The 21,710-nt window shown below is 71.1% G+C and carries 24 protein-coding genes; 10 read left to right on the top strand and 14 right to left on the bottom strand.

Features of this window, described 5'->3' with window-relative positions; translation table 11 throughout:
• Nucleotides 1–82: 82 nt before the first annotated feature.
• Nucleotides 83–304, top strand: a complete 222-nt coding sequence (locus tag AB0K14_RS10870; RefSeq protein ID WP_360451917.1) for a DUF3618 domain-containing protein — start codon at nucleotides 83–85, stop codon at nucleotides 302–304.
• A 6-nt stretch (nucleotides 305–310) separates the two neighbouring features.
• On the opposite strand, the gene AB0K14_RS10875 is transcribed toward AB0K14_RS10870, so the two are convergent.
• Both AB0K14_RS10875 and AB0K14_RS10880 read right to left on the bottom strand, forming a co-directional pair.
• A complete protein-coding gene (locus AB0K14_RS10875; protein WP_360451919.1) occupies nucleotides 311–955 on the bottom strand; it encodes a TetR/AcrR family transcriptional regulator in 645 nt (214 codons plus the stop codon).
• 63 nt (nucleotides 956–1,018) lie between these two features.
• On the bottom strand, nucleotides 1,019–1,279 hold the full coding sequence (locus AB0K14_RS10880) for a hypothetical protein (RefSeq protein WP_360451921.1): 261 nt from the start codon (nucleotides 1,277–1,279) through the stop codon (nucleotides 1,019–1,021).
• Nucleotides 1,280–1,557: 278 nt separating this feature from the next.
• Between AB0K14_RS10880 and AB0K14_RS10885 the strand changes: the two genes are divergently transcribed.
• Nucleotides 1,558–2,151, top strand: a complete 594-nt coding sequence (locus AB0K14_RS10885) for an LPXTG cell wall anchor domain-containing protein (RefSeq protein ID WP_360451923.1) — start codon at nucleotides 1,558–1,560, stop codon at nucleotides 2,149–2,151.
• Between the two features lie 15 nt (nucleotides 2,152–2,166).
• Here the strand turns inward: AB0K14_RS10885 and AB0K14_RS10890 are convergent, their stop codons facing one another.
• On the bottom strand, nucleotides 2,167–2,745 hold the full coding sequence (locus tag AB0K14_RS10890; RefSeq protein WP_360452153.1) for a TetR/AcrR family transcriptional regulator: 579 nt from the start codon (nucleotides 2,743–2,745) through the stop codon (nucleotides 2,167–2,169).
• Between the two features lie 107 nt (nucleotides 2,746–2,852).
• Between AB0K14_RS10890 and AB0K14_RS10895 the strand changes: the two genes are divergently transcribed.
• Nucleotides 2,853–4,340 carry an NAD(P)/FAD-dependent oxidoreductase gene (locus AB0K14_RS10895; RefSeq protein WP_360451925.1) on the top strand — a complete coding sequence of 496 codons (1,488 nt, stop codon included), beginning with the start codon at nucleotides 2,853–2,855 and terminating at the stop codon, nucleotides 4,338–4,340.
• Nucleotides 4,341–4,435: 95 nt separating this feature from the next.
• On the opposite strand, the gene AB0K14_RS10900 is transcribed toward AB0K14_RS10895, so the two are convergent.
• The 5 genes from AB0K14_RS10900 to AB0K14_RS10920 form a co-directional block, all read right to left on the bottom strand.
• Nucleotides 4,436–5,161 carry a glutamine amidotransferase gene (locus AB0K14_RS10900; protein WP_360451927.1) on the bottom strand — a complete coding sequence of 242 codons (726 nt, stop codon included), beginning with the start codon at nucleotides 5,159–5,161 and terminating at the stop codon, nucleotides 4,436–4,438.
• A complete protein-coding gene (locus tag AB0K14_RS10905) occupies nucleotides 5,158–6,336 on the bottom strand; it encodes a MurT ligase domain-containing protein (protein WP_360451929.1) in 1,179 nt (392 codons plus the stop codon). Before AB0K14_RS10905 ends, AB0K14_RS10900 begins: the two co-directional genes overlap by 4 nt.
• Nucleotides 6,337–6,449: 113 nt before the next feature.
• The gene (locus AB0K14_RS10910) at nucleotides 6,450–6,932 is read right to left on the bottom strand and encodes a helix-turn-helix transcriptional regulator (RefSeq protein WP_360451931.1); all 483 of its coding nucleotides are present in this window, start codon (nucleotides 6,930–6,932) and stop codon (nucleotides 6,450–6,452) included.
• 132 nt (nucleotides 6,933–7,064) lie between these two features.
• Entirely contained in the window at nucleotides 7,065–7,730 is a 666-nt protein-coding gene (locus AB0K14_RS10915) for an ElyC/SanA/YdcF family protein (RefSeq protein ID WP_360451933.1), read from the bottom strand.
• A gap of 22 nt (nucleotides 7,731–7,752) precedes the next feature.
• A complete protein-coding gene (locus AB0K14_RS10920) occupies nucleotides 7,753–9,552 on the bottom strand; it encodes an LCP family protein (RefSeq protein WP_360451935.1) in 1,800 nt (599 codons plus the stop codon).
• Between the two features lie 407 nt (nucleotides 9,553–9,959).
• Between AB0K14_RS10920 and AB0K14_RS10925 the strand changes: the two genes are divergently transcribed.
• Nucleotides 9,960–12,935 (top strand): glycine--tRNA ligase, encoded by a 2,976-nt coding sequence (locus AB0K14_RS10925; RefSeq protein WP_360452155.1) that lies wholly within the window; start codon nucleotides 9,960–9,962, stop codon nucleotides 12,933–12,935.
• 62 nt (nucleotides 12,936–12,997) lie between these two features.
• On the opposite strand, the gene AB0K14_RS10930 is transcribed toward AB0K14_RS10925, so the two are convergent.
• On the bottom strand, nucleotides 12,998–13,147 hold the full coding sequence (locus AB0K14_RS10930; RefSeq protein ID WP_360451937.1) for a hypothetical protein: 150 nt from the start codon (nucleotides 13,145–13,147) through the stop codon (nucleotides 12,998–13,000).
• A gap of 309 nt (nucleotides 13,148–13,456) precedes the next feature.
• Between AB0K14_RS10930 and AB0K14_RS10935 the strand changes: the two genes are divergently transcribed.
• Nucleotides 13,457–14,566, top strand: coding sequence for a substrate-binding domain-containing protein (locus tag AB0K14_RS10935; protein WP_360451939.1), 1,110 nt, complete (start codon nucleotides 13,457–13,459; stop codon nucleotides 14,564–14,566).
• Here AB0K14_RS10935 and AB0K14_RS10940 read toward each other — a convergent pair.
• Nucleotides 14,559–15,005 (bottom strand): helix-turn-helix domain-containing protein, encoded by a 447-nt coding sequence (locus AB0K14_RS10940; RefSeq protein WP_360452157.1) that lies wholly within the window; start codon nucleotides 15,003–15,005, stop codon nucleotides 14,559–14,561. The two genes, AB0K14_RS10935 and AB0K14_RS10940, sit on opposite strands and share 8 nt — an antisense overlap.
• 109 nt (nucleotides 15,006–15,114) lie before the next feature.
• On the opposite strand from AB0K14_RS10940, the gene AB0K14_RS10945 reads away from it, so the two are divergent.
• Nucleotides 15,115–15,771, top strand: a complete 657-nt coding sequence (locus AB0K14_RS10945; RefSeq protein ID WP_360451941.1) for a DUF899 domain-containing protein — start codon at nucleotides 15,115–15,117, stop codon at nucleotides 15,769–15,771.
• A 5-nt stretch (nucleotides 15,772–15,776) separates the two neighbouring features.
• Nucleotides 15,777–16,223 (top strand): pyridoxamine 5'-phosphate oxidase family protein, encoded by a 447-nt coding sequence (locus AB0K14_RS10950; protein ID WP_360451943.1) that lies wholly within the window; start codon nucleotides 15,777–15,779, stop codon nucleotides 16,221–16,223.
• On the opposite strand, the gene AB0K14_RS10955 is transcribed toward AB0K14_RS10950, so the two are convergent.
• Both AB0K14_RS10955 and AB0K14_RS10960 read right to left on the bottom strand, forming a co-directional pair.
• Complete coding sequence (locus tag AB0K14_RS10955) at nucleotides 16,220–16,942, bottom strand: hypothetical protein (RefSeq protein ID WP_360451945.1); 723 nt, start codon at nucleotides 16,940–16,942, stop codon at nucleotides 16,220–16,222. The two genes, AB0K14_RS10950 and AB0K14_RS10955, sit on opposite strands and share 4 nt — an antisense overlap.
• A 23-nt stretch (nucleotides 16,943–16,965) precedes the next feature.
• A complete protein-coding gene (locus AB0K14_RS10960; RefSeq protein ID WP_360451947.1) occupies nucleotides 16,966–17,298 on the bottom strand; it encodes a hypothetical protein in 333 nt (110 codons plus the stop codon).
• Nucleotides 17,299–17,543: 245 nt separating this feature from the next.
• Between AB0K14_RS10960 and AB0K14_RS10965 the strand changes: the two genes are divergently transcribed.
• Nucleotides 17,544–17,750 carry a cold-shock protein gene (locus AB0K14_RS10965; RefSeq protein ID WP_015098655.1) on the top strand — a complete coding sequence of 69 codons (207 nt, stop codon included), beginning with the start codon at nucleotides 17,544–17,546 and terminating at the stop codon, nucleotides 17,748–17,750.
• Between the two features lie 85 nt (nucleotides 17,751–17,835).
• On the opposite strand, the gene AB0K14_RS10970 is transcribed toward AB0K14_RS10965, so the two are convergent.
• Both AB0K14_RS10970 and AB0K14_RS10975 read right to left on the bottom strand, forming a co-directional pair.
• Nucleotides 17,836–18,255 carry an ester cyclase gene (locus tag AB0K14_RS10970; RefSeq protein ID WP_360451949.1) on the bottom strand — a complete coding sequence of 140 codons (420 nt, stop codon included), beginning with the start codon at nucleotides 18,253–18,255 and terminating at the stop codon, nucleotides 17,836–17,838.
• A gap of 258 nt (nucleotides 18,256–18,513) precedes the next feature.
• Entirely contained in the window at nucleotides 18,514–20,235 is a 1,722-nt protein-coding gene (locus tag AB0K14_RS10975; protein ID WP_360451951.1) for an acyl-CoA dehydrogenase, read from the bottom strand.
• Nucleotides 20,236–20,358: 123 nt separating this feature from the next.
• Here AB0K14_RS10975 and AB0K14_RS10980 point away from each other — a divergent pair, with 123 nt between their 5' ends.
• Together AB0K14_RS10980 and AB0K14_RS10985 are read left to right on the top strand one after the other, a co-directional pair.
• Nucleotides 20,359–21,423, top strand: a complete 1,065-nt coding sequence (locus AB0K14_RS10980) for an exo-alpha-sialidase (RefSeq protein WP_360451953.1) — start codon at nucleotides 20,359–20,361, stop codon at nucleotides 21,421–21,423.
• A gap of 1 nt (nucleotide 21,424) precedes the next feature.
• Nucleotides 21,425–21,709 (top strand): MoaD/ThiS family protein, encoded by a 285-nt coding sequence (locus tag AB0K14_RS10985; RefSeq protein ID WP_360451955.1) that lies wholly within the window; start codon nucleotides 21,425–21,427, stop codon nucleotides 21,707–21,709.
• Nucleotide 21,710: the final 1 nt, after the last annotated feature.

Consider the following 21,710-nt stretch of genomic DNA (forward strand, 5'->3'; position numbering starts at 1 on the left):
AAAAGCACTCCTCGGCCGGTCCGGTCAACGTCGTTCCCGCGTCTCAACTACGGTTGTGGTCACGGAGCAGCTAGGAGGAGATGTGGCTCGCGATCCCGACACCATCCAGCGTGAGATCGAGCAGGCGCGCAACGCGCTGGCGGTGACCCTCGACGAGCTGGGGACGAGGGCGAATCCCCAGCGCTTCGTCGAGTCCGGCAAGCAGAGCGTGCGCGCGAAGTTCGACGAACCCAGGATCAAGTACTCACTGATCGCGGTGGCCGTGCTCGTCGGGTTCGCCTTGCTGCGCAAGCTGTTCCGCTGAGGTCGCCTACTGCCCCTTGGCGACGAGGGGCAGCAGCACCTGGTCCACCACGCGGTCCACGAAGGGCAGGTCCAACGGGTCCCCGGTGAGCATCAGCCGGTAGATCAGGGCCGCGCCCGCGAGCTCGACCGCCATGCCGCGGGGCGCGTCCTGGCGCAGTTCGCCGCGCTCATCGGCACGGTCCAGGATGCCCCGCAGCACGTTGCGCTGGGCGATCAGGAACGTCTCGCGGAACGCCGAGGCGAGCTCGGGCTCGTGCGGCAGCTCGCCGACCAGCGCCTGGGCCGCCTTGCCGATCGGGCCGGACAGGAACGCGGCGAACGCGCTCAGGAACTCCCGCAGGTCACCCGCGAGCGAACCGGTGTCCGGCTCGGCCAGGTTCTGCTGCGCCAACTGCGTGCACGTGTCGATCACCAGGTCGAGCTTCGACTCCCACCGCCGGTAGATGGTCGCCTTGCCCGCACGGGCGCGCGCCGCGACGGCGTCCATCGTCAGCGCGCGGTACCCGACTTCGGCCATCACCTCCAGCGCGGCCTGTCGCAACGCGTCGTCCCGGCTGGCGTCTCTCGGTCTGCCTCGCTGCGGGGTCCGAGACGCCCCGCTGTACACCGGTGTGGCCATTTCGCGCTCCTGTCGCCTTTGGCCGGACATCCTAGGCCGGAGCACCCGGAATCGGGCTTCGACCACGTGCTCCTGCGTGGCGCGGCTTCGGGTTCACCCCGTCGGCGGTGGCGCCAGACCCGCGCGGGTGTGCAAGTAGGCGACCGAGAACGCGAGCGCGTCGCCGTCCAGCAGGTGCACGACGGCACGGTCGGCGCACCCCGGCGCGATCTCGTCGACCAGTTGGTCGGCCGCGAGTCGGGCCGCGATCAAGCCCGGCGCGGTGGCGTCGAGCTCCTTGCCGGCGGCACGCACGGTGATCGCCCAGTCGTCGCCGGCACGTCGGTAGTTCGCGGTGATGGGGAGTTTGGGCATGCGTCGGCCTTTCATCGGTTGTCTCCCCCAGCTGACCTGCGTTCCGGCTGAGATCGCCGGTCTTTCCTGCTGTCGGGTGGCGGCCGGCTGGAGTTGTCGACGTCGAGCCGGGTCCGGTACGACGCGCCGACCGCGGGCGAACCCGGCGGCTTAGCCCGAATGGCCCAATCCTCAAGTCATGCACGCACCGTACACGTGCGGTAACGCACGGCTGTACGCGGCCGATAGGCCATTCGGAGCAACACCCCTTGGTTCGGGAGGTCCTGATGAGTCGTCGTATGAGTGTGGCGGTGTGCCTGGTGTTCGGGCTGCTGGTGGCGCCGGGCGTGGCGTTGGCCGATCCACCCTGGCGGGTGCCCGGGGGGTCGGGAGACCAGGTCCGGGGTGACGTGTGCAAGCACCGCGGGGATCCCCCGTGCCACACCACCACGACGAAGGCCACCACGACCAAGGTCACGACGACCACCTCGGCCTACGGGACGACCACGACTCACACGACGACCACGACGCCGTGGACCGGCGGGACGTCCACCGGCGCGACCACGACGACGACCGACGTCTCGGGCACGTCCGCGACCTCGACGTCCACCACGAACGTCGGCGGCACGTCCGCCACCTCGACCACCCCGGTCACCACGACGACCACCCCGGTCACCACGACGACGGGCGTGACGACCACGACCACCGCCGGCACCGTGCCGCTCGTGACCACCGTGCCCGCCGGTGTGCCGCCCCGCGCGGTGGCGTCGTCGTCCGCGAGCCACGCGTTGGCCTCGACCGGCGCCGCACCGCTGTGGACGGGCATCGGCGGCTTGGCCGTGCTGCTGTCCGGCGGGCTCCTGCTGCTGTTCGGCCGCCGGCGTCGCGGGTGACCGGACGGGTGGGGCTCAAGCCGTGAGCCGGCGCGCCACACCCCGCCACACGACATCCATGACGTAGGCCGTCGCGCGCGCGGGCCCCACCTCGGGCCTGCGCTCGCACCACAGCGCCAGCCGCTCGGTCGACCCCACCACGATCTCCGCGAACGCCTCGGCCTCCACCGGGTCCACATCGGAGTCGAAGCCGCCGATCACGGCCGCGATCAGGTCGGTCTGCTGCCGCCGGATGCCCTCGACCTCGTCCACCGCCGACGGCACGGTGATCGCCGCCTCCTGCCGCAGCAGCGACCATGACTGCTTGTGCTCGGCGATGAACTCGAAGAACGCCATCAGGCCGCGCCGCAGCACGTCCTCCGGCCCGTCCGCGCCGGTGATCGCCTGCTGCGTGCGGTCGAGCAATTCCGTGCGCGCCCGGTGGATGCAGCCGATGAGCAGGCCCTCCTTGGAGCCGAAGTACTCGTAGAGCATCGGCTTGGACACCCCGACCCGTTCGGCGATCTCGTCCATCGACGCCGCGAGGTACCCGCGTTCGGCGAAGACTCCCTCGGCGATGTCGAGCATCTGCGCCTTGCGCTGCGCCTTGGGCATCCGCCGCCGGCGTGGCTCGGTGGTGGTCACGAAGTGGAGACTACCGGAGGTAACTTACTTCGAGTAACCTACTCGGGAGTACGTAAGCCGACCGGGAGGAGACGGGCGTGCACCGAGAGGTCAAGGTCCTGGTCGTCGGCACGGGCTTCTCCGGCCTGGGCATGGCGATCGAGCTGAAGCGCACCGGGGAGCGCGACTTCGTCGTGCTGGAGAAGGCGGGCGACCTCGGCGGCACCTGGCGGGACAACTCCTACCCCGGCTGCGCGTGCGACGTCCCGTCCCACATGTACTCGTTCTCGTTCGAGCTGAACCCGCGCTGGTCGCGCACGTTCGCCCGGCAGCCGGAGATCTGGGACTACCTCAAGCGCGTGGCCGAGAAGTACCGGCTGCGCGAGCACATCCGGTTCAACAGCAAGGTCAGCGGCGCGCGGTGGGACGAGGACGCGAAGGTCTGGCACGTCAGCACCGAGAACGGCGACACCTACACGGCGAAGTCCGTGGTCGCGGGCGTGGGCGCGCTGCACATCCCGAACGTGCCGAGCCTGCCCGGCATCGAGGAGTTCCAGGGCAAGACGTTCCACTCGGCGCAGTGGGACCACGACTACGACCTCCGGGGCAAGCGGGTCGCCGTGGTCGGCACGGGTGCGAGCGCGATCCAGTTCGTGCCGCGGATCGCCGACGAGGTCGGTCGGCTGACGTTGTTCCAGCGCACGCCGCCGTGGATCATGCCCAAGGTCGACCGGGCCATCAACACGTGGGAGCAGAAGCTGTTCCGGGCGCTGCCGGTCACCCAGCGCCTGTACCGCAACTTCGTGTACTGGACGCGGGAGTCGAGCGCGCTCGGCTTCGCGGTGAACCCGAAGATCATGGAGTTCGCGCAGAACATCGCGCGGCGGCACATGCGCGGCCAGGTGCCCGACGAGGCGTTGCGGGCCAAGCTGACGCCCGACTACACCATGGGCTGCAAGCGGGTGCTGATCAGCAACGACTACTACCCGGCGTTGAGCAAGCCGAACGTGGACCTGGTGACCGACGGCATCGCCGAGGTGCGGGCGAACAGCGTGGTCGACCGGGCGGGGGTCGAGCACGAGGTCGACGTGATCATCTACGGCACGGGGTTCCACGTGGTCGACTCGTTCGACTACCTGGACATCACCGGCAAGGGTGGCGTCGACCTGGCCAAGCAGTGGCGTGAGCAGGGCATCGAGACGTACTACGGCATCACCGTCTCGGGGTTCCCCAACCTGTTCTTCCTGCTCGGCCCGAACACGGGGCTGGGGCACAACTCTGTGGTGTTCATGATCGAGTCGCAGATCCGGTACGTGCGCCAGTGCCTTGAGCTGCTCGACCGCCACGACGCCGACGAGCTCGACGTGCGGCCGGAGGTCCAGGCGCGGTTCAACCGGCAGTTGCAGCGCAAGCTGTCCAAGGGCGTGTGGACCGAGGGCGGTTGCAAGAGCTGGTACCTCGACGCGCAGGGCATCAACCGCACGGTGTGGCCGGGCTTCACCTGGCGCTACTGGATGCGCACCAAGACCGTCCGCGCCGAGGACTACACCCTGACCCGTGCCCGCCGCACCCGCGTCCCGGCCTGACCTGAGCGTTGAACTCGGGGTACCTGAACGTAGGACACGCGCGACCTGAACGTAGGACACGCGCGTTCTGAACGTAGGACACGCGTGTCCTGCGGTCAGACGCCGGCGGCCTTGGCGCGTTCGGCGCGCAGGCGGGTCACGTCGGGCAGGTCGAGGGGCCGCAGCTTGGCGCCCGTGGCCCACTCGATCAGCAGGTCGGCGATCTGCGGGTTGCGCGGCAGCACGGGCCCGTGCAGGTAGGTGCACAGGATCCGGCCCTGGACCGCGCCCTCCACCGAGCCGTCGTTGCCCGTGCCCACCTTGACGTGCGCCAACGGCCGGGCGGACGGCCCCAGCACGGTGCGGCCCTGGTGGTTCTCGAAGCCGGTCAACATGCCCTCGAACAGGCCGTCGGCGGGCGTGGCGATGACCTCGCCGATGGCACGGCTGCCGCCCGCGTGCGAGGTCGAGTCGATCAACCCGAGACCGGGGTGGGTCACCTGGTCGGCCCGGGTGAACGACTCGCCGAAGATCTGGATGCCCGCGCACACGCCGAGGATCACCGCACCGCGCGACGCCGCCCGCTGCATCCCGGGGTGCTCGCGCAGGTGCCGCACGGCCAGCGTCTGCGCCGTGTCCTCACCGCCGCCGACGACGTAGATGTCGCACGAGTCCGGCACCGGCTCGCCGAACCGGATGTTGACGATCTCGGCGGGGATGCCCCGCCACGTCATCCGCTTCTCCAGCACGACCGCGTTGCCGAAGTCGCCGTACGTGCCCAGCAGGTCGGGCAGCACGAGCGCGATCTGGACCTTGCTCGTTCTCGTCGGGCGGGTGCTCACTGGGCGGCCCTCGCGTTCAGGTCGCGGAATGCGGTGTAGTTGGCGATCACCTCGACCGGCCCGGGCGGCATGGCGTCGATCGCCAGCAGCGGGTCCGGCACGATCGTGTGCTCGACCTCGGCGTAGGTCAGCCGGACGGCCAGGTCCGTCGCCCGCTCGCCGGACGCGATCACCTGGCGCCCGCGCAACCGCTCGAACGGCACGTCCCACAGCCACGACAGGTCGCGCCCGTCCGCCTCGTGCGCGTTGATCACGAGCACGGCGGGGTGGTCGGCCTCGCGGACCACGGTCAGCGTCTCGCTCCACCCGGCCGGGTTCTTCGACAGCAGCAGCCGGGCCCGGTGTCCGGACCGCTGGATCGTCCGGTACCGACCGGCCACGTTGGACACCGCGCGCAACCGCTGCACGGCCTCCTCCACCGGTACGCCGAGCGCCGCCGCGGCCGCCGCCGCCATCACCGCGTTGGCCTGGTTGAACTTGCCGGGCAGCCGCAGCGACAGCTCCACCTTCACGCCGTTCGGCGTGACCAGGAACCCGTCACCGGTCACCCACTGCGGCCGCGGCCGGGCCAGGTCGCACCCGGTGCAGTGCCAGTGCTCGCCCTGCCACCGGATCGGGTCGCCGCACCGCGGGCACGAGGCCGCGTCGTTGTGCCAGCCCGTGCCGGTGGACACCCACACCACGTTCGCCGAGTCACGCGCCGCGGACGTCACCATGATGTCGTCGCAGTTGGCCACCACGACCCCGGTCACCGAGGCCAGCGCCGTGCGCAGCGACTTCTCGATGGTGCGCACCTCGCCGACCCGGTCGAGCTGGTCGCGGCTGAGGTTGAGCAGCACCGCCACGGCGGGCGACGCGGCCCGCACGACCTCGGGGAAGTACCCCTCGTCGACCTCCAGCACCGCGTACGGCGCGTCGGGCTGCTTGGACAGCGCGGTCACGTGCCCGTCGGGCATGTTCGCGCCGCCGTGGTTGGTGGCGACCTCGCCCAGGAACGACACGGCGCGGCTGAGCATCATCGTGCTGGTCGTCTTGCCGTTGGTGCCGGTCACCAGGGTGACCGAGCGACCGGACGTCAAGTGCGCCAACGCCTGCGGGTCGAGCCGCAGCGCGACCCGGCCGCCGATCATGCCGCCGGCGCCCAGACCCATCTTCTGCGACAGCTTGGAACTCATGTTGCCCAGTCGCACGGCCGCCGCGGTGCGCAGCGGCAGGCGGGCTGGGTCTGCACCTGGAGTGTTCGGCAACCGACTTCCTGCATCCGTCAGGGGAGGGAGATCCCCCGATGCTACCGGTGCCGGTGGTGGTCCAACTCCCGCAGGGTCCGGATCAGCTCCACCGTGCTGAGCTGGCACAACTGCGCCATGTACTCCAACGCGGGCAGGTCGAGGTGCACTTCGGGCGGCTGGCCGGGCACCAGGTGGGCGAGCCGGCCCTGCGCCCAGCGGCGCAGCGGCATCAGCTGCGGTCGCGAGTCGGCGACCACGGTGGCCAGGTCGACCGAGAGGTGACCGGCCGGCGCGTCACCGAACACGCGTTCGTGCACGCGGGCCAGCACCTGGTGCGCGGGCACGCCCAGCGCGACGCAGATCTCCACCAACCGGACCACCGAGCACTGGCGGGTGCCCAGCTCGTAGGTCGCCAGCGTTTGCAGCGAGATCTCGCTCTGCAGCCGGCGGTTGAGCTCCTTGCGGGTCCATCCGCGCTGCTTGCGCAGGCTGCGGAGCTCATCTCCGAGCACGCGCTGGTACGCCCCTGTGTCGATCTGCACCGTCGATCCTCCTGCTCCCCCGGGGCCCCGACCGACCCCACGGAGATGGAAAGCGCGACAACGCGGTTGCTTACGCGAGATGTCCGAATTACCGCCCGATCGGGCTAACGTAGTCGTACCGAAAGTAGCGTTTCAACGCTCCAAAGCGCTGGTTACGCCGATCTCGCGCGGACCGAGGAAGCGCGGGTCGGGCTTGGCCACGACGCCGTCCCACATCGCCTTGCCCGCCGCGAACACCTCCCGGAAGTGCCCGTAGGTGGTGGTCGACACCCGGCCGGACGTGTCGTGCCCCACGCCGAACGCCTCGATGCCCGCCGAACGGCACAGCGCCACCGCGCGGGGCAGGTGGAACTCCTGGGTCACCACGGTCGCGCGCTCGACGCCGAAGATCCGCTTGGCCCGCGTGCACGAGTCCCAGGTGTCCAGGCCCGCGTAGTCGGCCACCACGACGTCCTCCGGCACGCCCCTGCCGATGAGGTACGTGCGCATCGCGGTCGGCTCGTCGTACTCGTTGCGGCTGTTGTCGCCGCTGACCAGCAGCACCTCCACCTTGCCGCGCCGGTAGAGGTCGGCGGCCACGTCCAGCCGGCCCGCCAGGAACGGCGTGGGCGTGCCCGACCTGGTCAGGCCCGCGCCGAGGACGAGCGCCACCGGGGTGTCCGGCACGTCCGCCGCGTCGTGGCGGTAGGCCGCGCTGCTGGTCTGCACCCACACCCACGGCGTGGCCGCGAGCACGGCGAGCAGACCCAGCGCGATCAGCACCCGCCGCCAGCGGATCCGTCCGATGAAGCTCCCCACGGCAGTCCCCCCGAGTAGACGATCAGTTGATGCAGCGCACCCCGTCCGCCGTGATGGGCGGTTCGGTCGTGGTGCTGGTGTCCGGCTGCTGCCGCCGGGCGCCGTCCAGGCCGACCAGCGGCCGGCCGGCCAGGTTCTGCGTGCCCGGCCCGGAGTAGTCCGCGCCCACGAACACCCGCACGTGACCGGCCGGGACGGTGGGGTCCGGCGCCAGGTCGAGGCCGCCCAGCGACTCCGACACCGCCTCCGCGCCCGCCTCGCCGCCGACGCCGTAGCGGACCACCGACGTGTCCATGGGCGGGGCGTTGTCGGCGCCGCCGTCGAGGAACCTCTCCGCCACGAGCGCCTGGAGCACCCGACCGGCCAGGCCCGGCGAGCCGGAGGCGTTGCGGACCTCGACGGTCACCGTCGCGTTGTCGACCACCGGCACGGTGCCCGCCGCGCCGGGGTCGGCGCTGAGGGTCTTGAAGAACTTCTTCACCTCGCGCTCGTTGACCTCGACCGCGGTGCCGTCCTCGGGCGTGGCCAGCTCCGGGTTGCCGGTCGGGATCGTCTCGAACTTGAGGTTTCCGCCGGTCAGGTCCTTCATCTGGGTGGCGAACCGCAGCACGTCCCAGTCCTTGTCCAGCACGATCGACTTGGTCAGCGCCTCGATCAGGGCCCTGAGCTTGCCGGGGTCCGACAGCGTGCCCGCGGACAGGATCTGCTTGGCCAGACCGGCCATGAACACCTGCTGGCGCACGATGCGGTCGAGGTCGCCGCGCAGCAGCCCGTACCGCTGCCGGACGAACGCCAGCGCCTCGCGGCCCTGGATCTTCTGCGGCCCGGCGGCGAAGTTCGCGCCGGACATGTCGTCCCGGGTGGCCTGGTTGAGGCACACGTCGACGCCGCCGACGGCCTTGGTGATCTCGTAGAAGCCGACCAGGTTGATCTCGGCGTAGTGGTCGATGGTGACGCCGGTCAGGTCCTCGATGGTGGTGATGAGGTTCTTCGCCGCGCCCTGGCGGGACTGGACCTCCAGCTGCGCCGGGTCGGTGACGCCCTGGCCCTCCAGCTGGGCCTTGGCCTCGTTCTTGCCGTACCCGTAGGCGGAGTTGATCTTGTGTCGACCGTAGCCGCCGGCGATCTGCACGTACGAGTCGCGGGGGAACGACACCGCGACCGCCTTGCCGCCGTCGTTGGGCACATGCATCAGGATCAGCGTGTCGGTGTTCAGGCCGCCGTCGTTCTCGTTGCCCGCGTGCAGCTCGTTGAGGATCTCCTGGGGCAGCGGGTTGCCCTTGGAGTCGGTGCGGCTGTCCATGCCGACCATGAGGATGTCGACCGACCCGTCGGCGGGCTTCTCGCCGCCGCCCGCGTCGCTGATCACGTCGGTGGTGCTGATGTTGCTCAGCAGCGTGCTGAGGTTCGCCCACGCGTAGCCGGTGCCCAGCAGCACGGCGACCGAGAACAGCGCGAGCAGGGTCCGGCCGAAGATCGCGCCGCCGGTCGTGCGGCGCTCGGGCGGGCGGCGGCGCGGCGGGCCGGTGCGGCCTGCCGCGGGCCGCGGCCATTGACCTGCGGCGCGCTGACCGGCGGGTCGTCCCGCCGGACCGACCCGCTGCGGTGCGGCCGGACGCCGTTCCTCGGCGGGACGGGGGCGTTCGGTGGATCGGGGGCGGCCGGCGGGTTCGCTGCCCGCCCTGGCGCGCTCGTCGCCGCGCGGCACACCCGGACGCGGCCGCTCACCCGACACCGGTTCGGTCGCGGGACGCCTCGGCCGCTCGCCGGGCACGTGCCCGCGCTCGCCGGTCGGGCGCTCGGGCCCGCTCGTCGGGCGCACGGGTCCACCAGTGGGGCGCACGGGTCCGCCGGTCGGGCGCACCGGCCCACCGGTCGGGTGCTCGGGTCCGCGCCGGGGCGACGGGTCGAGTCGACCCCCCGGCTCGGAGCGCCGTGGCGGCTGCTGGCCGCGCGGCGGTTGACCTGCGGAAGGACTCCGAGGGGGAACAGGTCGCCTGCGGAACCCATCGGGTTCGCCTGGCCTCGGCGGCCGGTTGTCCACTCCCACTCCTCCCATGTACCCGGGTACGTCCCAATGGACGCGTGGCGGACCGCCCGGGTTGCCACCAATGTCGCACAGCCACCGCGCCGGACGTGGTGATACCGGCCCGCGGCCGGGCTGACCAGGTCGGTTACCCGATTGTGAGGTCCACCCCCGGTCGTTCGTAGACTGCCACCGTGCTGACCATGCAGGATGCGCTGCTCGCGCTGACCAGGTACTGGACCGAACGGGGCTGCGTCGTCGTGCAGCCCTACAACACCGAGGTCGGCGCCGGGACGTTGAACCCCGCCACCGTGCTGCGGGTGCTGGGTCCCGAGCCCTGGCGCGTGTCCTACGTGGAGCCCAGCGTGCGGCCCGACGACGCGCGGTACGGCGAGAACCCGAACCGGTTGCAGACCCACACGCAGTTCCAGGTCATCCTCAAGCCCGACCCCGGTAACCCGCAGGAGCTGTACCTGGGCAGCCTCGAAGCGCTGGGCATCGACGTCCGGGCGCACGACGTGCGGTTCGTGGAGGACAACTGGGCCTCGCCCGCGCTGGGTGCGTGGGGCCTGGGCTGGGAGGTGTGGCTGGACGGGTTGGAGATCACCCAGTTCACCTACTTCCAGCAGGCGGGCGGCATGTCCCTCGACCCGGTGTCGGTGGAGATCACGTACGGCATCGAGCGCATCATGATGGCGCTGCAGGGCGTCGGCCACTTCAAGGACATCGCCTACGCGCCCGGCATCTCCTACGGCGAGGCGTTCGGCCAGGCCGAGTACGAGATGAGCCGCTACTACCTCGACGACGCCGACGTCGAGGCCAACAAGCGGCTGTTCGAGGAGTACGCCGCGGAGGCGCGCCGGATGCTCGACGCGCGCCTGCCCGTGCCGGCGCACAACTACGTGCTGAAGTGCTCGCACGCGTTCAACGTGCTCGACGCGCGTGGCGCCATCAGCACCACCGAGCGGGCCCGCGCGTTCGGTCGGATGCGCGGCCTGGCCCGCGAGGTCGCCGGGCTGTGGGCGGCCCGCCGCGAGGAGCTGGGCCACCCGCTCGGGCTGGCCGAGGCGCCCGCCGCCGCCCCGGTGCCGGACGCGTTCGCCGAGGTCACCGAGGCCGGCACGTTGCTGTTCGAGATCGGCACCGAGGAGTTGCCGCCCGCCGAGGTGACGCGCACCGTCGACGCGGTGGGCAAGGCCGTGGCGGACAAGCTGGGCGCGACCCGGCTGGCGCACGGCGCGGTCGAGGTGCACGGCACGCCGCGCCGGGTCGTGGTGCTGGTGCCCGACGTGGCGCCGCGCGAGCCGGACGCCGAGAAGACCGTGCGCGGACCCCGCGTGTCCGCCGCGTTCGACGCCGACGGCAACCCGACCAAGGCCGTGCAGGGCTTCGCCCGCGGTCAGGGCGTGGACGTCGACGCGCTCGGCCGGGTCACCGAGAACGGTGTCGAGCACGTCGCCCTGGTGCGCACCGACCCCGGTCGCGGCGCGGTCGAGGTGCTCAGCGGGCTGCTCGGCGAGGTCGTGTCCGAGCTGCGCGCCGAGAAGAACATGAAGTGGAACGACCCGAAGCTGTCGTTCACCCGCCCGATCCGCTGGCTGCTCGCCCTGCTCGGCACCACGCCGGTGCCGGTCGCGGTGTCGTCGTTGGCGGCCGAGCCGAAGACCCGCGTGCACCGCACCGCCGACGTGCCGGTGGTGGAGGTGTCCGAGGCGGACGGTTACCTGGAGTTCCTGGCCGGGCACGGCATCGACGCCTCGGCGCGACGGCGGCGCGAGGCGATCGTGGCGCGCGCCGAGGAGCTGGCCGCGTCCGTGGGCGGCGTGGTCGACTTCGAGGGCGTGCTGGACGAGGTCACCAACCTGGTCGAGCGGCCGACGCCGCTGCTGGGCTCGTTCGAGGAGCGCTACCTGGAGCTGCCCGCGCAGATCCTGACCACGGTGATGCGCAAGCACCAGCGCTACCTGCCGGTGCGCGCGGCGGACGGCTCGCTGCTGCCGCACTTCGTCGCGGTGGCCAACGGCGAGGTGGACGTCGACCTGGTCCGCGCGGGCAACGAGGCCGTGCTGCGCGCCCGGTACGAGGACGCGGCGTTCTTCTGGCGGGCCGACCTGCGCACGCCGCTGGCCGACATGAAGGCCGGGCTGGAGAAGCTGACCTTCGCCGACAAGCTGGGCTCGATGGCCGACCGGGCGGGGCGGATCGCGGCGCTCGCGCAGCGGCTCGCCGAGGTGGTCGGTGCCGCTGGGATCGGTGCCGCTGGGATCGGGCGTGCCGACGACACCCTGGCGCGGGCGGGCGAGCTGGCCAAGTTCGACCTGGGCTCGCAGATGGTGATCGAGCTGTCCAGCCTGGCCGGCGTGATGGCCCGCGAGTACGCCGAGCGGGCGGGGGAGACGCCGCAGGTCGCGCAGGCGCTGTACGAGATGGAGCTGCCGCGCTCGGCGGGTGACGCGCTGCCGTCGTCCACGGCCGGTGCCCTGCTGTCGCTGGCCGACCGGTTCGACCTGCTGGCCGGGCTGTTCGGCATCGGGGCCAACCCGACCGGGAGCTCCGACCCGTTCGGGCTGCGGCGGGCGGCGCTGGGCGCGGTGAGCGTGCTGCGCGCGTTCCCGGACCTGAAGGACATCACGCTGACCAAGGCGTTGGCGCTGGCCGCCCAGGAGCTGGAGGTGTCGGCGGAGGCGCTGGACACCGCGCGCGAGTTCACCGTGCGGCGCTACGAGCAGCAGCTGCTGGACGCCGGGCACGACCACCGGTTCGTCAACGCCGTGCTGCCGCTGGCCGACGCGCCCGCGGTGGCCGACACGACGTTGGCCGAGCTGACCGCGCTGGCGGGCGACCCGGACTTCGCCGCGCTGGTGGCGGCCTTGCAGCGGGTGCGGCGGATCGTGCCCGCGGACACCGTCGGCGAGTACGAGCCGCAGGCGCTGGTGGAGCCCGCCGAGGTGGCGTTGCACAAGGCGCTGGCCGACGTGCCCGCCGGCGTCACGGGCCTGGCCGCGTTCACCGCCGCCGCGACCGGGCTGACCGGGCCGGTGAACACGTTCTTCGACGAGGTGCTGGTGATGGCCGAGGACGCCGACGTGCGGCGGGCGCGGCTGGGGCTGTTGGCCGCGATCCGCGACCTGGCCGCGCCGGTGCTGGACTGGCAGGCCCTGGGCACCGCCCTGGGCTGAGCCCCCTGACGCGATGATCCCCGCCCTCCGGTGAACCGGTGGGCGGGGATCGTCGGGTGTCACTACATGTCGCGGTTGTCGACCAGGATGCTGGAACCGGCAACGGCAACGGCGTGGTCCGGCGTGGCCTGTTCGGCGGCGGCGGACCCGGCGCCCAAGGCGAGCAACGCCGCGGCGGCCACGGCCACCAGCGCTGCGGGGACGATTCTCACGCTGCTACTCCTCACACACCCGGCCAGGGTTCGGCAGGCGACACCATCGCACAGAAATCGTCCGAACGGGAGTCCCCTTTCGTACCTGCCGGCTCCGTGACCAATCGGGTGCGGAGCGTGATAATGGTCTTCGTAACGCTTCGACCTGCAACTTCGATGTTCCTGGGAGGCCGGTACAGCGAATGGCGCGGACCATTCGGAGCTGCGGCGTTGCTACGTCTTGACGAACCCGCACCCGGAAGGATGGAATTCCGCGACATTCCGTATTTCCGCCGTCCACGTCGATGTGCCCGCGCAAGGGGTTGGCGAATGCGAAGGCTAGTCACAGCCGTGTCCTGTGGTCTGCTCGTCCTGTCCGCCGCCGCGTGCGGGACGCCGGTCGACCCCCTCGCGCCTCCCACGGGCAGCCGTGCCCCCAGGCCGGTCGTCGGCGTCATCCTGCCGGACCTCTCGTCGTCGGACCGGTGGGAGGAGCAGGACCGGCCGCTGCTGCTGCAGGCGCTGAACTTCGCGGGCGTCGAGGGCGTGATCGAGAACGCCGAGGGCGACGAGACGAGGTTCGCCAGCATCGCCGACGCGATGATCGCCCGCGGGGTGAAGGTGCTGATGACGACCCCGTTGAGCCCCGAGGGCGGCGCCGAGGTCGAGCGCAAGGCCAAGGAAGCGGGCATCCCGGTCATCAACTACGACCGCATCAGCCTGGGCGGGCAGGCCGAGTACTACGTCTCGTTCGACAACCTCAACGTGGGCGAGTTGCAGGCCGAGGGCCTGCTGAGGTGCCTCGGCGAGAAGCCGGGCGCGCGGATCATCGAGCTGCAGGGCGCGCCGACGGACAACAACGCCACCCTGTTCTTCGACGGCCAGCGCCGCAAGCTCGGTCCCAAGTACGACACGGGCGCGTTGAAGCTGGTCGACAGCAAGCCCGTGGACAAGTGGGACCCGGTGATCGGCAAGGCCACGTTCGAGCAGATGCTGGCGGCCAACGGCGGCGCGGTGGACGGCGTGGTCGCCGCCAACGACGGGCTGGCCGCCGCGGCCATCGAGGTGCTCAAGGCCAAGGGCCTGGCCGGCCGGGTGCCCGTGACCGGTCAGGACGCCACGGTCGAGGGGCTGCGCGCGATCCTGCGCGGCGACCAGTGCATGACGGTCTACAAGCCGATCCGCGACGAGGCCGAGGCGGCGGCGCGGCTGGCCATCGCGGTGGCCCGGGGCGACCTCAGCGGCGCCGACGACCTGGCCACCGGCAACACCCGCGACCTGGTGGCGAAGCGGGACGTGAAGTCGGTGCTGCTGGGCGCGGACCTGATCACCCGGGACAACGTGCGGGCGCTGGTGGCCGAGAGCGTGGTCAAGCCGGTGGACCTGTGCGCGGGCGACACCGCCGACGACTGCGCCGAGCTGGGCATCCTGGTCAACTAGTCGGCACCGGGGCGGCCAGACCGGGGCCGGGCAGCACGTCGATGTCGGTCGGCTCCATCGGGCCGTCGCACTCCGAGCAGCGCAGCTCCACGTGCGCGAGCCGGCCGCACTCGTGGTGGCGGTAGAGCACGGGCGGACCCGCCTCGCCCGCCGTCCAGCGGTCGCCCCAGCGCACCATCACCATCAGCAGGGCGACCAGCTCGGTGCCCTTGGGCGTGAGCGCGTACTCGTGGCGCGGCGGCTTGGCCGAGTACTCGCGCCGTTCCAGCACGTCCTGCTCCACCAGCCACCTCAGCCGCTCGGCGAGCACCTTGCGGGAGATGCCGAGGTCTTCCTGGAGCTGCTCGAAGCGGGAGATGCCCACGTAGACGTCCCGCAGGATCAGCGGTGACCACGGCTCGCCGATGACGTCCATGGTGCGCGCGATCGAGCAGGCCATGTCGCCGAACCGGGTCCGCTGCGTCACGGCACCGAGTGTAGTCCAATGGGTTCCCTCAAGGAACTGATCGGGGTAGGGTCAGTTCCCTCAGGGAACTTGGAGGTGTGTGATGGCTCGACCGACCGTCGTCTCGCCGCGGGAGTGGCAGGCCGCCCGCGACGAACTGCTGGTGAAGGAGAAGGAACTCACGCGCGCGCTGGACGCGTTGGCCGCCGAACGCCGCAGGCTGCCCATGGTCCGGCTGGGCGCCGACCACGGGTTCACCGCGCCCGACGGCGCCGTGGTGGGCCTCACCGACCTGTTCGCCGGCCGTCGGCAGCTGGTCGTCTACCACCACATGCTCGCGCCGGGGCAGGACTGGCTGTGCTCGGGCTGCGGCTCGTTCACCGACAACCTCGCCGACCAGGTGCACCTCAACGCCCGCGACACCACGCTGGTCCTGATGTCGCTCGCGCCGCAGGAGGAGATCGCCCCGGTGCGCGAGCGGATGGGCTGGACCGTGCCGTGGTACTCGTCCCGCCAGGCGTTCTACGACGAGCTGGGCCTGGGCGGGAGCTTCGGCCTGAGCGTGTTCCTGCGCGACGGCGACGAGGTGTTCCGCACCTACTTCACCACCGCGCGCGGCGTCGACCGGCTGCGGATGGACTTCAACCTGCTCGACCTCACCCCGTACGGCCGCCAGGAGGAGTGGGAGGACTCGCCCGAGGGCTGGCCCCAGACCCCGACCATGGCCTGGCTGCGCCTGCGCGACGAGTACGAGGTCTGACCGCCGTGAGCCGCCGCATGACCGAAGCCGAACGCGACGAGTTCCTCGGCCGGCCGCACATCGCCGTGCTCAGCGTCGCCACCGACGACCGCCCCCCGCTGACCGTGCCGGTGTTCTACGCCTACCGCGACGGCCGGATCACGTTCTTCACCGGCACGCAGGGCCGCACGGCCCGCAAGACCCGGCTGCTGGAACGAGCGGGCGCGTTCAGCCTGAACGTGCAGCAGCCGACCTACCCGTACCGGTACGTGACCGCCGAGTGCGTGGTGGAACGGGCGGACCGCGCGCCGTCGACCGACGAGGTGCACGCGGTGGCGAGCCGGTACATGCCGGACGCGGACTCGCGGGTGTTCGCGGAGTCGGAGACCGCCGACCCGTCGGGCACGTTCGTGCTGTTCACCGGCCGTCCGGTGCGGTGGCTGACCAACGACTTCGCGGAGCCGGAGGTCTAGGCCTCCTCGTCGTGCCGCCCGGAGATGAACTCCTGCACGCGGATCTTCACCAGGATCAGCGGCTGGCGGATGCGGGCCTCCCGGCGGTACGCGCGGCGCAGCTTGCGCGAGCCCTCGGTGTACCGCCAGCGGGCCCACGGCGAGCCGGGGCGGGCCAGCCGCACCGCGCCGATCTCCGGCAGCACGGGCACCAGCAGGCCGAGCAGCCCGGTCCACACCTTGCCCTTGAGCAGCGCCACGATGGCGAACCCGAGGTTGACCAGGATGATCAGCACCCGCAGGGCCACGCCCTCGCCGTAGAACTCGTCGTAGCCCAGCGGTCTGGCGCCGAGCAGCAGCAGGCCGGTCATGCCGATGGCCAGGAACACCGCGTCGACCGACAGCCGGCCGTCCTTGGTCCAGTACACGTCGCGCAGGTGCAGGATCAGCGCGAACTCGTCGAGGACCAGGGCCGCGCCGACGCCGAGCAGGGCCGCTGCGGCAACCCGCACCCCGTGCTCGTCATCCGGCGCCGCCAGCCCGATCACGCCGCCGAGCAGCATGAAGACGGCGCCGAAGACGACGTGGTGGATGTGCGTGCCACCAGGGGTGATGTTGCCCGGCCACCACCGCACCTTGGCCCGGATCAGCCGGACGCTGATCCTGATGAACACGAAGGTGAGCACCAGCCCGAGGAAGAAGAACAGCAACCGGGCTTGCGGCAGGTGGAGCGAGTACACCACCCCATCTTCACCCGTCGGGCCTACTTGAAGCTGACGCCACCCTGGATGTCGCCCGCTTGCAGGACGTTGCCGTGCACCGTGCCGGAGATCTGGTTGGACACCCGACCGCTCTGCGTGACGGCGTGATGGGCGCGCAGCTCGGCGCCGAACCCGGGATCCGCCTCGACGGTCCGCTCCAACGCCTCGCTCAGTTCCCTGACCTGGGGTGAGTCCTCGGCCGCGCCTTCGGCGGCGGTGAGCGCCAGGGTGGCCGCGGGATCGTCGGCGAACTTCGCGCGCACCAGCTCGTACAAGCCCGCGACGGCGCGCGTGGCGAGCGAAGCGGCGATGGAGACCAACATCGGTTCAGGCATCGGAGACCCCCTGTGAGCGCAACCTCGCCCACCGTAGCAGTGCGACTCGCCGCATTCTTCCGCTCGACTGCCGGCGGGATCTCATGGTTGACTGTCTTCGGTCGTACGTTTCTGTGTTCGTGTTCCACCACGCTCGCGGAACGGAGTTGCGGGCGCCGAACTTTCCTCGCCAGGAAGGGCCGGGGCCCTAGCTGACCCGGTGGTCGCAAGCGCGATCCGGCACCTGTTAGAGGAGAAGTAGCAAGATGGCAGTTCAGGGCACCGTCAAGTGGTTCAACGCGGAGAAGGGCTTCGGCTTCATCTCCCCGGACAACGGTGGCGCCGACGTGTTCGTGCACTACTCGGAGATCCAGAGCAACGGCTACCGCACTCTGGAAGAGAACCAGCGGGTGGAGTTCGAGATCGGCCAGGGCCAGAAGGGCCCGCAAGCACAGGCGGTTCGACCGCTCTGACCTAATCCGGGTCACCACCAGGACCTGGATCTTTTCGGGCCGCCACTCCCCACCGCGGGGGGTGGCGGCCCGAATCGCGTGCCACTCACCTGCTCAGCGCGGGCGCGTGACCGACCTGTTCGCCGTAGACCCGCTTGCCGACCAGGCGGGCGTCGTCGAACACGAAGAACGCCGTCGTGCGCACCTGGAAGGACCTCCCCGTCGGCTCCTCGCCGCGGAGACTGCCCAGGTGGGTGCCCCGCAGCTCCAGTTCCACGATGACCGCGCCGTCGGCGTGGTGCAGCTCCACCAGCGTGCTGCGCTGGTCGGGGAACGCGTCGCGGACGCGGGCGTAGTACCCGGCGACCTCGGCCCGGCCGTCGAACACCTGCCCGGTCGCCACGATCTCGCAGCGCGGGTGGTCGAAGGTGCCCACGGTGGTGTCGAACTCGTGTTCGTTCTCCGACTCCAGGTGCTCCAGGACGATCGCCTCCCGCAGGGCCCGCAGTGCCTTGGACGCGGTCATGCGCGCGATTCCCTCCGGTTCGTCGGTAGCTGACGACGAAACACGGACGTGCACCCACCAGTCAAGACGCGATCGGCCGACGGGTGCGGGACAAAGGGCGCGCTCACCCGCCGGGCGGTACCGCGACCCGTCCGCTCGGAGTGGCCGTGATTAGTGCCATTGCCGCGACCGGTGCGGCCTACCCGGCGTATCCAATGGTTTACCGGCGGCTTCGGGGTAAGGCAGTGGTGAACGCGCCACCGCCTTACCCCGAACGGCTCACGGACGCATTTCGTACGCGCCGGACAGCGCCGCCACCTCGCCCCACACCCGTTCGAAGCGGGCCCGGTCGACAACGGGCTTGCGGACCTGCTCGACCGCCCAGCGCTGCTGCGCCTCGGTGGACGACGCCTTCCCGTGCAGCGCGACCGCGTAGGCCGAGAAGTCGCGCACCAGGACGTCGAACACCTGGTCCAGCAGGTCGGCGTCCAGGTCCGTGACGCGGGCCTGCTCCAGCACCAACTGGCCGTAGACGACCAGCGTGAACAAGTGGCCGAGGTTGAGCAGGAAGTCCAGGTCCTGCTGCTGCTCCTGGTCGGGCGCCGCCGCGGTGAGCAGGGTGCGCAGCGCGCGGGCCTGCTCGTGGAAGCGGGCCACGTTGGGCACGTGGGCGTGCTCGCGGTAGGCGGTCTCCCAGTCGTGGAACCGGATCCGCCCCAGGCCGCGGGCGGGGCCCTGGTGCCAGAAGAAGTCGTCGTCGGCCGGGTCGTGCCTGGTCGGGACGTCGGCGTACTCGGTCGGCTGGAACAGGTAGTTCGGCATGAACTTGAGCACGAGGGCCAGGTTCACGTGGACCGTGCCCTCCAGCTTCGGCAGGGCGCGGATGTCGCGGGCGGCCATGGAGAAGTAGGTGTCCTTCTCGAAGCCCTTGGCCGCGATCACGTCCCAGAGCAGGTCGACGACCCGTTCGCCCTCGCTGGTGACCTTCATCTTGGTGATCGGGTTGAACAGCAGGTAGCGGCGGTCCTCGGGGGACGCGCTGCGGAAGTAGTCCACCGCGCGGTCGGCGAACAGCTTCATGGCGGTGAGCCGGGCGTAGGCGTCCACGAAGCTCTGCCGGACGTGCGGGAAGTCGGTCACCCGCTTGCCGTACAGGATCCGGTTGTGCGCGTGCGTGACGGCCTCGTAGAACGCGTGCTCGTTGATGCCGATCGACGCCGTGCACAGGTTGAACTTGCCGACGTTGACGGTGTTGAGGGCGGCGCTGAACGCGTCGGGACCGGTGTGCAGGACGTCGTCCGCGGTGACCGGGTAGTCGTCCAGGCGGAACTCGCTGACGAACATCTGCGAGTCCACGATGTTCTTGACCAGGGTGAACTTCTCGTGCTGCGAGTCGACGGCGAAGAACACGTACCCGTCGGGGCCCTCGACGTCCGCGCGTCGCCCGAAGACCGACACCATGCCCGCCACGTTGCCGTTGCCGATGTAGTACTTGCCGCCGGTCGCGGTGAAGCCGGTGGCGGTGGGCGTGAGCACCATGTCGGTGGAGTAGACGTCCGCGCCGTGTTCCTTCTCGGACAGCCCGAACGCGAAGACCGCGCCCCGGTCGAGGAGCTCGGCGGCCTTCTTGCGGGCCACCGCGTTGTCGCTCATCCAGATCGGACCGAGGCCGAGCACGGTGACCTGCCAGGCGTACCAGTACTGCAGCCCGTAGAAGCCCAGGACCTCGCTCAACGCGGCGTTGCGCGCGGCGTCCCAGCGCTTGTCGTGGCCATGGGAGGCGCGATTGCCGTCGGCCTCGGACGCCGGCGTGCAGAAGGTGGCGAACAGCTTCTCGCGCGCGACGAAGTCCAGGAACTCGGTGTACCAGACCTTCGCCTGGTCGTCGGCGATCAGGCGGCGCTTGCCGCGCTCCTCGAACCAGTCGATGGTCGCGCGCAGCAGTCGGCGGCTCTCCGCGTCCAGGTGTCCGGGGTCGTAGGTGTTCGGGTCGAACAGCACCGGGGTTCTCCCTTCGTCGCCGTCGCACGCTACCAGTCGGTAACTTGTCCGGCCGGGCTCGCCCGGGCGGCGGCCGACGGTGGCCGGGCGTAGTGTGCGGCGCGTCACATCGAGGAGTACGCCATGCACCTGCTCGCCATCGGCACCCGCAAGGGCCTGTGGCTCGCGACCAGCGCGGACCGCACGTCCTGGAGCCTCAGCGGACCGCACCACCCGATGACCGAGGTCTACGCGATCGCGATCGACAACCGCCGTGCCCGGCCGCGGCTGCTGATCGGCACGAGCAGCTCCCACTTCGGCCCGACCGTCGTGACCAGCGACGACCTCGGCGCGACCTGGGACGAGCCGGACCACGCGCCGATCGCGTTCCCGGCGCACGCCTCGCTGGAACGGGTGTGGCAACTCGCCCTGACCCCGGACCCGGAGGTCGTGTACGCGGGCACGCAGCCGTCGGCGCTGTTCCGCTCGGAGGACGGCGGTCGGACGTACTCGCTGGTGGAAGGGCTGTGGGAGCACCCGCACCGGGAGCGGTGGGAGGCCGGGTTCGGCGGGCAGGCGATCCACACCGTGCTGCCCGACCCGGACGACCCGCTGCGGCTGACCGTGGCGATGTCCACCGGCGGCGTCTACCGGACGTTCGACGGCGGTTCGTCCTGGGAGGCGAGCAACACCGGCATCAAGGCCTACTTCCTGCCCGACCCGTACCCGGAGTTCGGCCAGTGCGTGCACAAGGTGAGCAGGCACCCGTCCCGGCCGGAGCGGCTGTTCCTGCAGAACCACCACGGCGTGTACCGGTCGGACGACGCGGGGCGGACGTGGACGTCGATCGCGGACGGCCTGCCCGCCGACTTCGGCTTCCCCGTGGTCAGCCACCCGCACGAGCCGGACGTCGTCTACAACTTCCCGCTGACCGCGGACGGCGAGCGCTTCCCGCCCGGTGGCCGGTGCGCGGTGTACCGGTCGCCGGACGGCGGGTCGTCGTGGGAGGCGTTGCGCGACGGCCTGCCGGACGGCTTCTGGACGGCGGTGATGCGTGACGCGATGTGCACCGACGCGGCGAGCCCGGCGGGCGTCTACTTCGGATCGCGTTCCGGCGAGGTGTACGCGAGCACCGACGAGGGCGACAGCTGGCGGCGGATCGCGGAGCACCTGCCCGACGTGGTGTGCGTGCGGGCGGCGGAGGTGTGAGGTGCGGGTGCTCGTGCTGATCCCCGGCCCGCTCCGGCAGACGGCGGGCGACCAGGCCAGGCTGGAGGTCGACCTGCCCGAGCCCGCCACCCTGGGCGCGCTGCTCGACCACCTGGCCGCGCGGTACCCGTTGCTGGACCGCAGGTTGCGCGACGAGCGGGCCGGGCTGCGGCGTTACGTGAACTTCTACGTCGACGGCGAGGAGTGCCGCCGGCTGTCCGGTCCCGACACCGCCCTGGGGCCGGACGCCGAGGTGCGGATCCTGCCGTCGGTCGCGGGCGGCTGAC

The sequence above is a fragment of the Actinosynnema sp. NPDC050801 genome (assembly GCF_040673975.1).
Taxonomy (GTDB): domain Bacteria; phylum Actinomycetota; class Actinomycetes; order Mycobacteriales; family Pseudonocardiaceae; genus Actinosynnema.

Bases quoted from the DNA above. Each gene is read 5' to 3' on its own strand.
- AB0K14_RS10875 (WP_360451919.1), bottom strand. From the start codon at position 955: ATGTCCGGCCAAAGGCGACAGGAGCGCGAAATGGCCACACCGGTGTAC.
- AB0K14_RS10880 (WP_360451921.1), bottom strand. From the start codon at position 1,279: ATGCCCAAACTCCCCATCACCGCGAACTACCGACGTGCCGGCGACGAC.
- AB0K14_RS10885 (WP_360451923.1), top strand. From the start codon at position 1,558: ATGAGTGTGGCGGTGTGCCTGGTGTTCGGGCTGCTGGTGGCGCCGGGC.
- AB0K14_RS10890 (WP_360452153.1), bottom strand. From the start codon at position 2,745: ATGCCCAAGGCGCAGCGCAAGGCGCAGATGCTCGACATCGCCGAGGGA.
- AB0K14_RS10905 (WP_360451929.1), bottom strand. From the start codon at position 6,336: ATGAGTTCCAAGCTGTCGCAGAAGATGGGTCTGGGCGCCGGCGGCATG.
- AB0K14_RS10925 (WP_360452155.1), top strand. From the start codon at position 9,960: ATGCAGGATGCGCTGCTCGCGCTGACCAGGTACTGGACCGAACGGGGC.
- AB0K14_RS10935 (WP_360451939.1), top strand. From the start codon at position 13,457: ATGCGAAGGCTAGTCACAGCCGTGTCCTGTGGTCTGCTCGTCCTGTCC.
- AB0K14_RS10940 (WP_360452157.1), bottom strand. From the start codon at position 15,005: ATGGCCTGCTCGATCGCGCGCACCATGGACGTCATCGGCGAGCCGTGG.
- AB0K14_RS10945 (WP_360451941.1), top strand. From the start codon at position 15,115: ATGGCTCGACCGACCGTCGTCTCGCCGCGGGAGTGGCAGGCCGCCCGC.
- AB0K14_RS10960 (WP_360451947.1), bottom strand. From the start codon at position 17,298: ATGCCTGAACCGATGTTGGTCTCCATCGCCGCTTCGCTCGCCACGCGC.
- AB0K14_RS10965 (WP_015098655.1), top strand. From the start codon at position 17,544: ATGGCAGTTCAGGGCACCGTCAAGTGGTTCAACGCGGAGAAGGGCTTC.
- AB0K14_RS10970 (WP_360451949.1), bottom strand. From the start codon at position 18,255: ATGACCGCGTCCAAGGCACTGCGGGCCCTGCGGGAGGCGATCGTCCTG.
- AB0K14_RS10980 (WP_360451953.1), top strand. From the start codon at position 20,359: ATGCACCTGCTCGCCATCGGCACCCGCAAGGGCCTGTGGCTCGCGACC.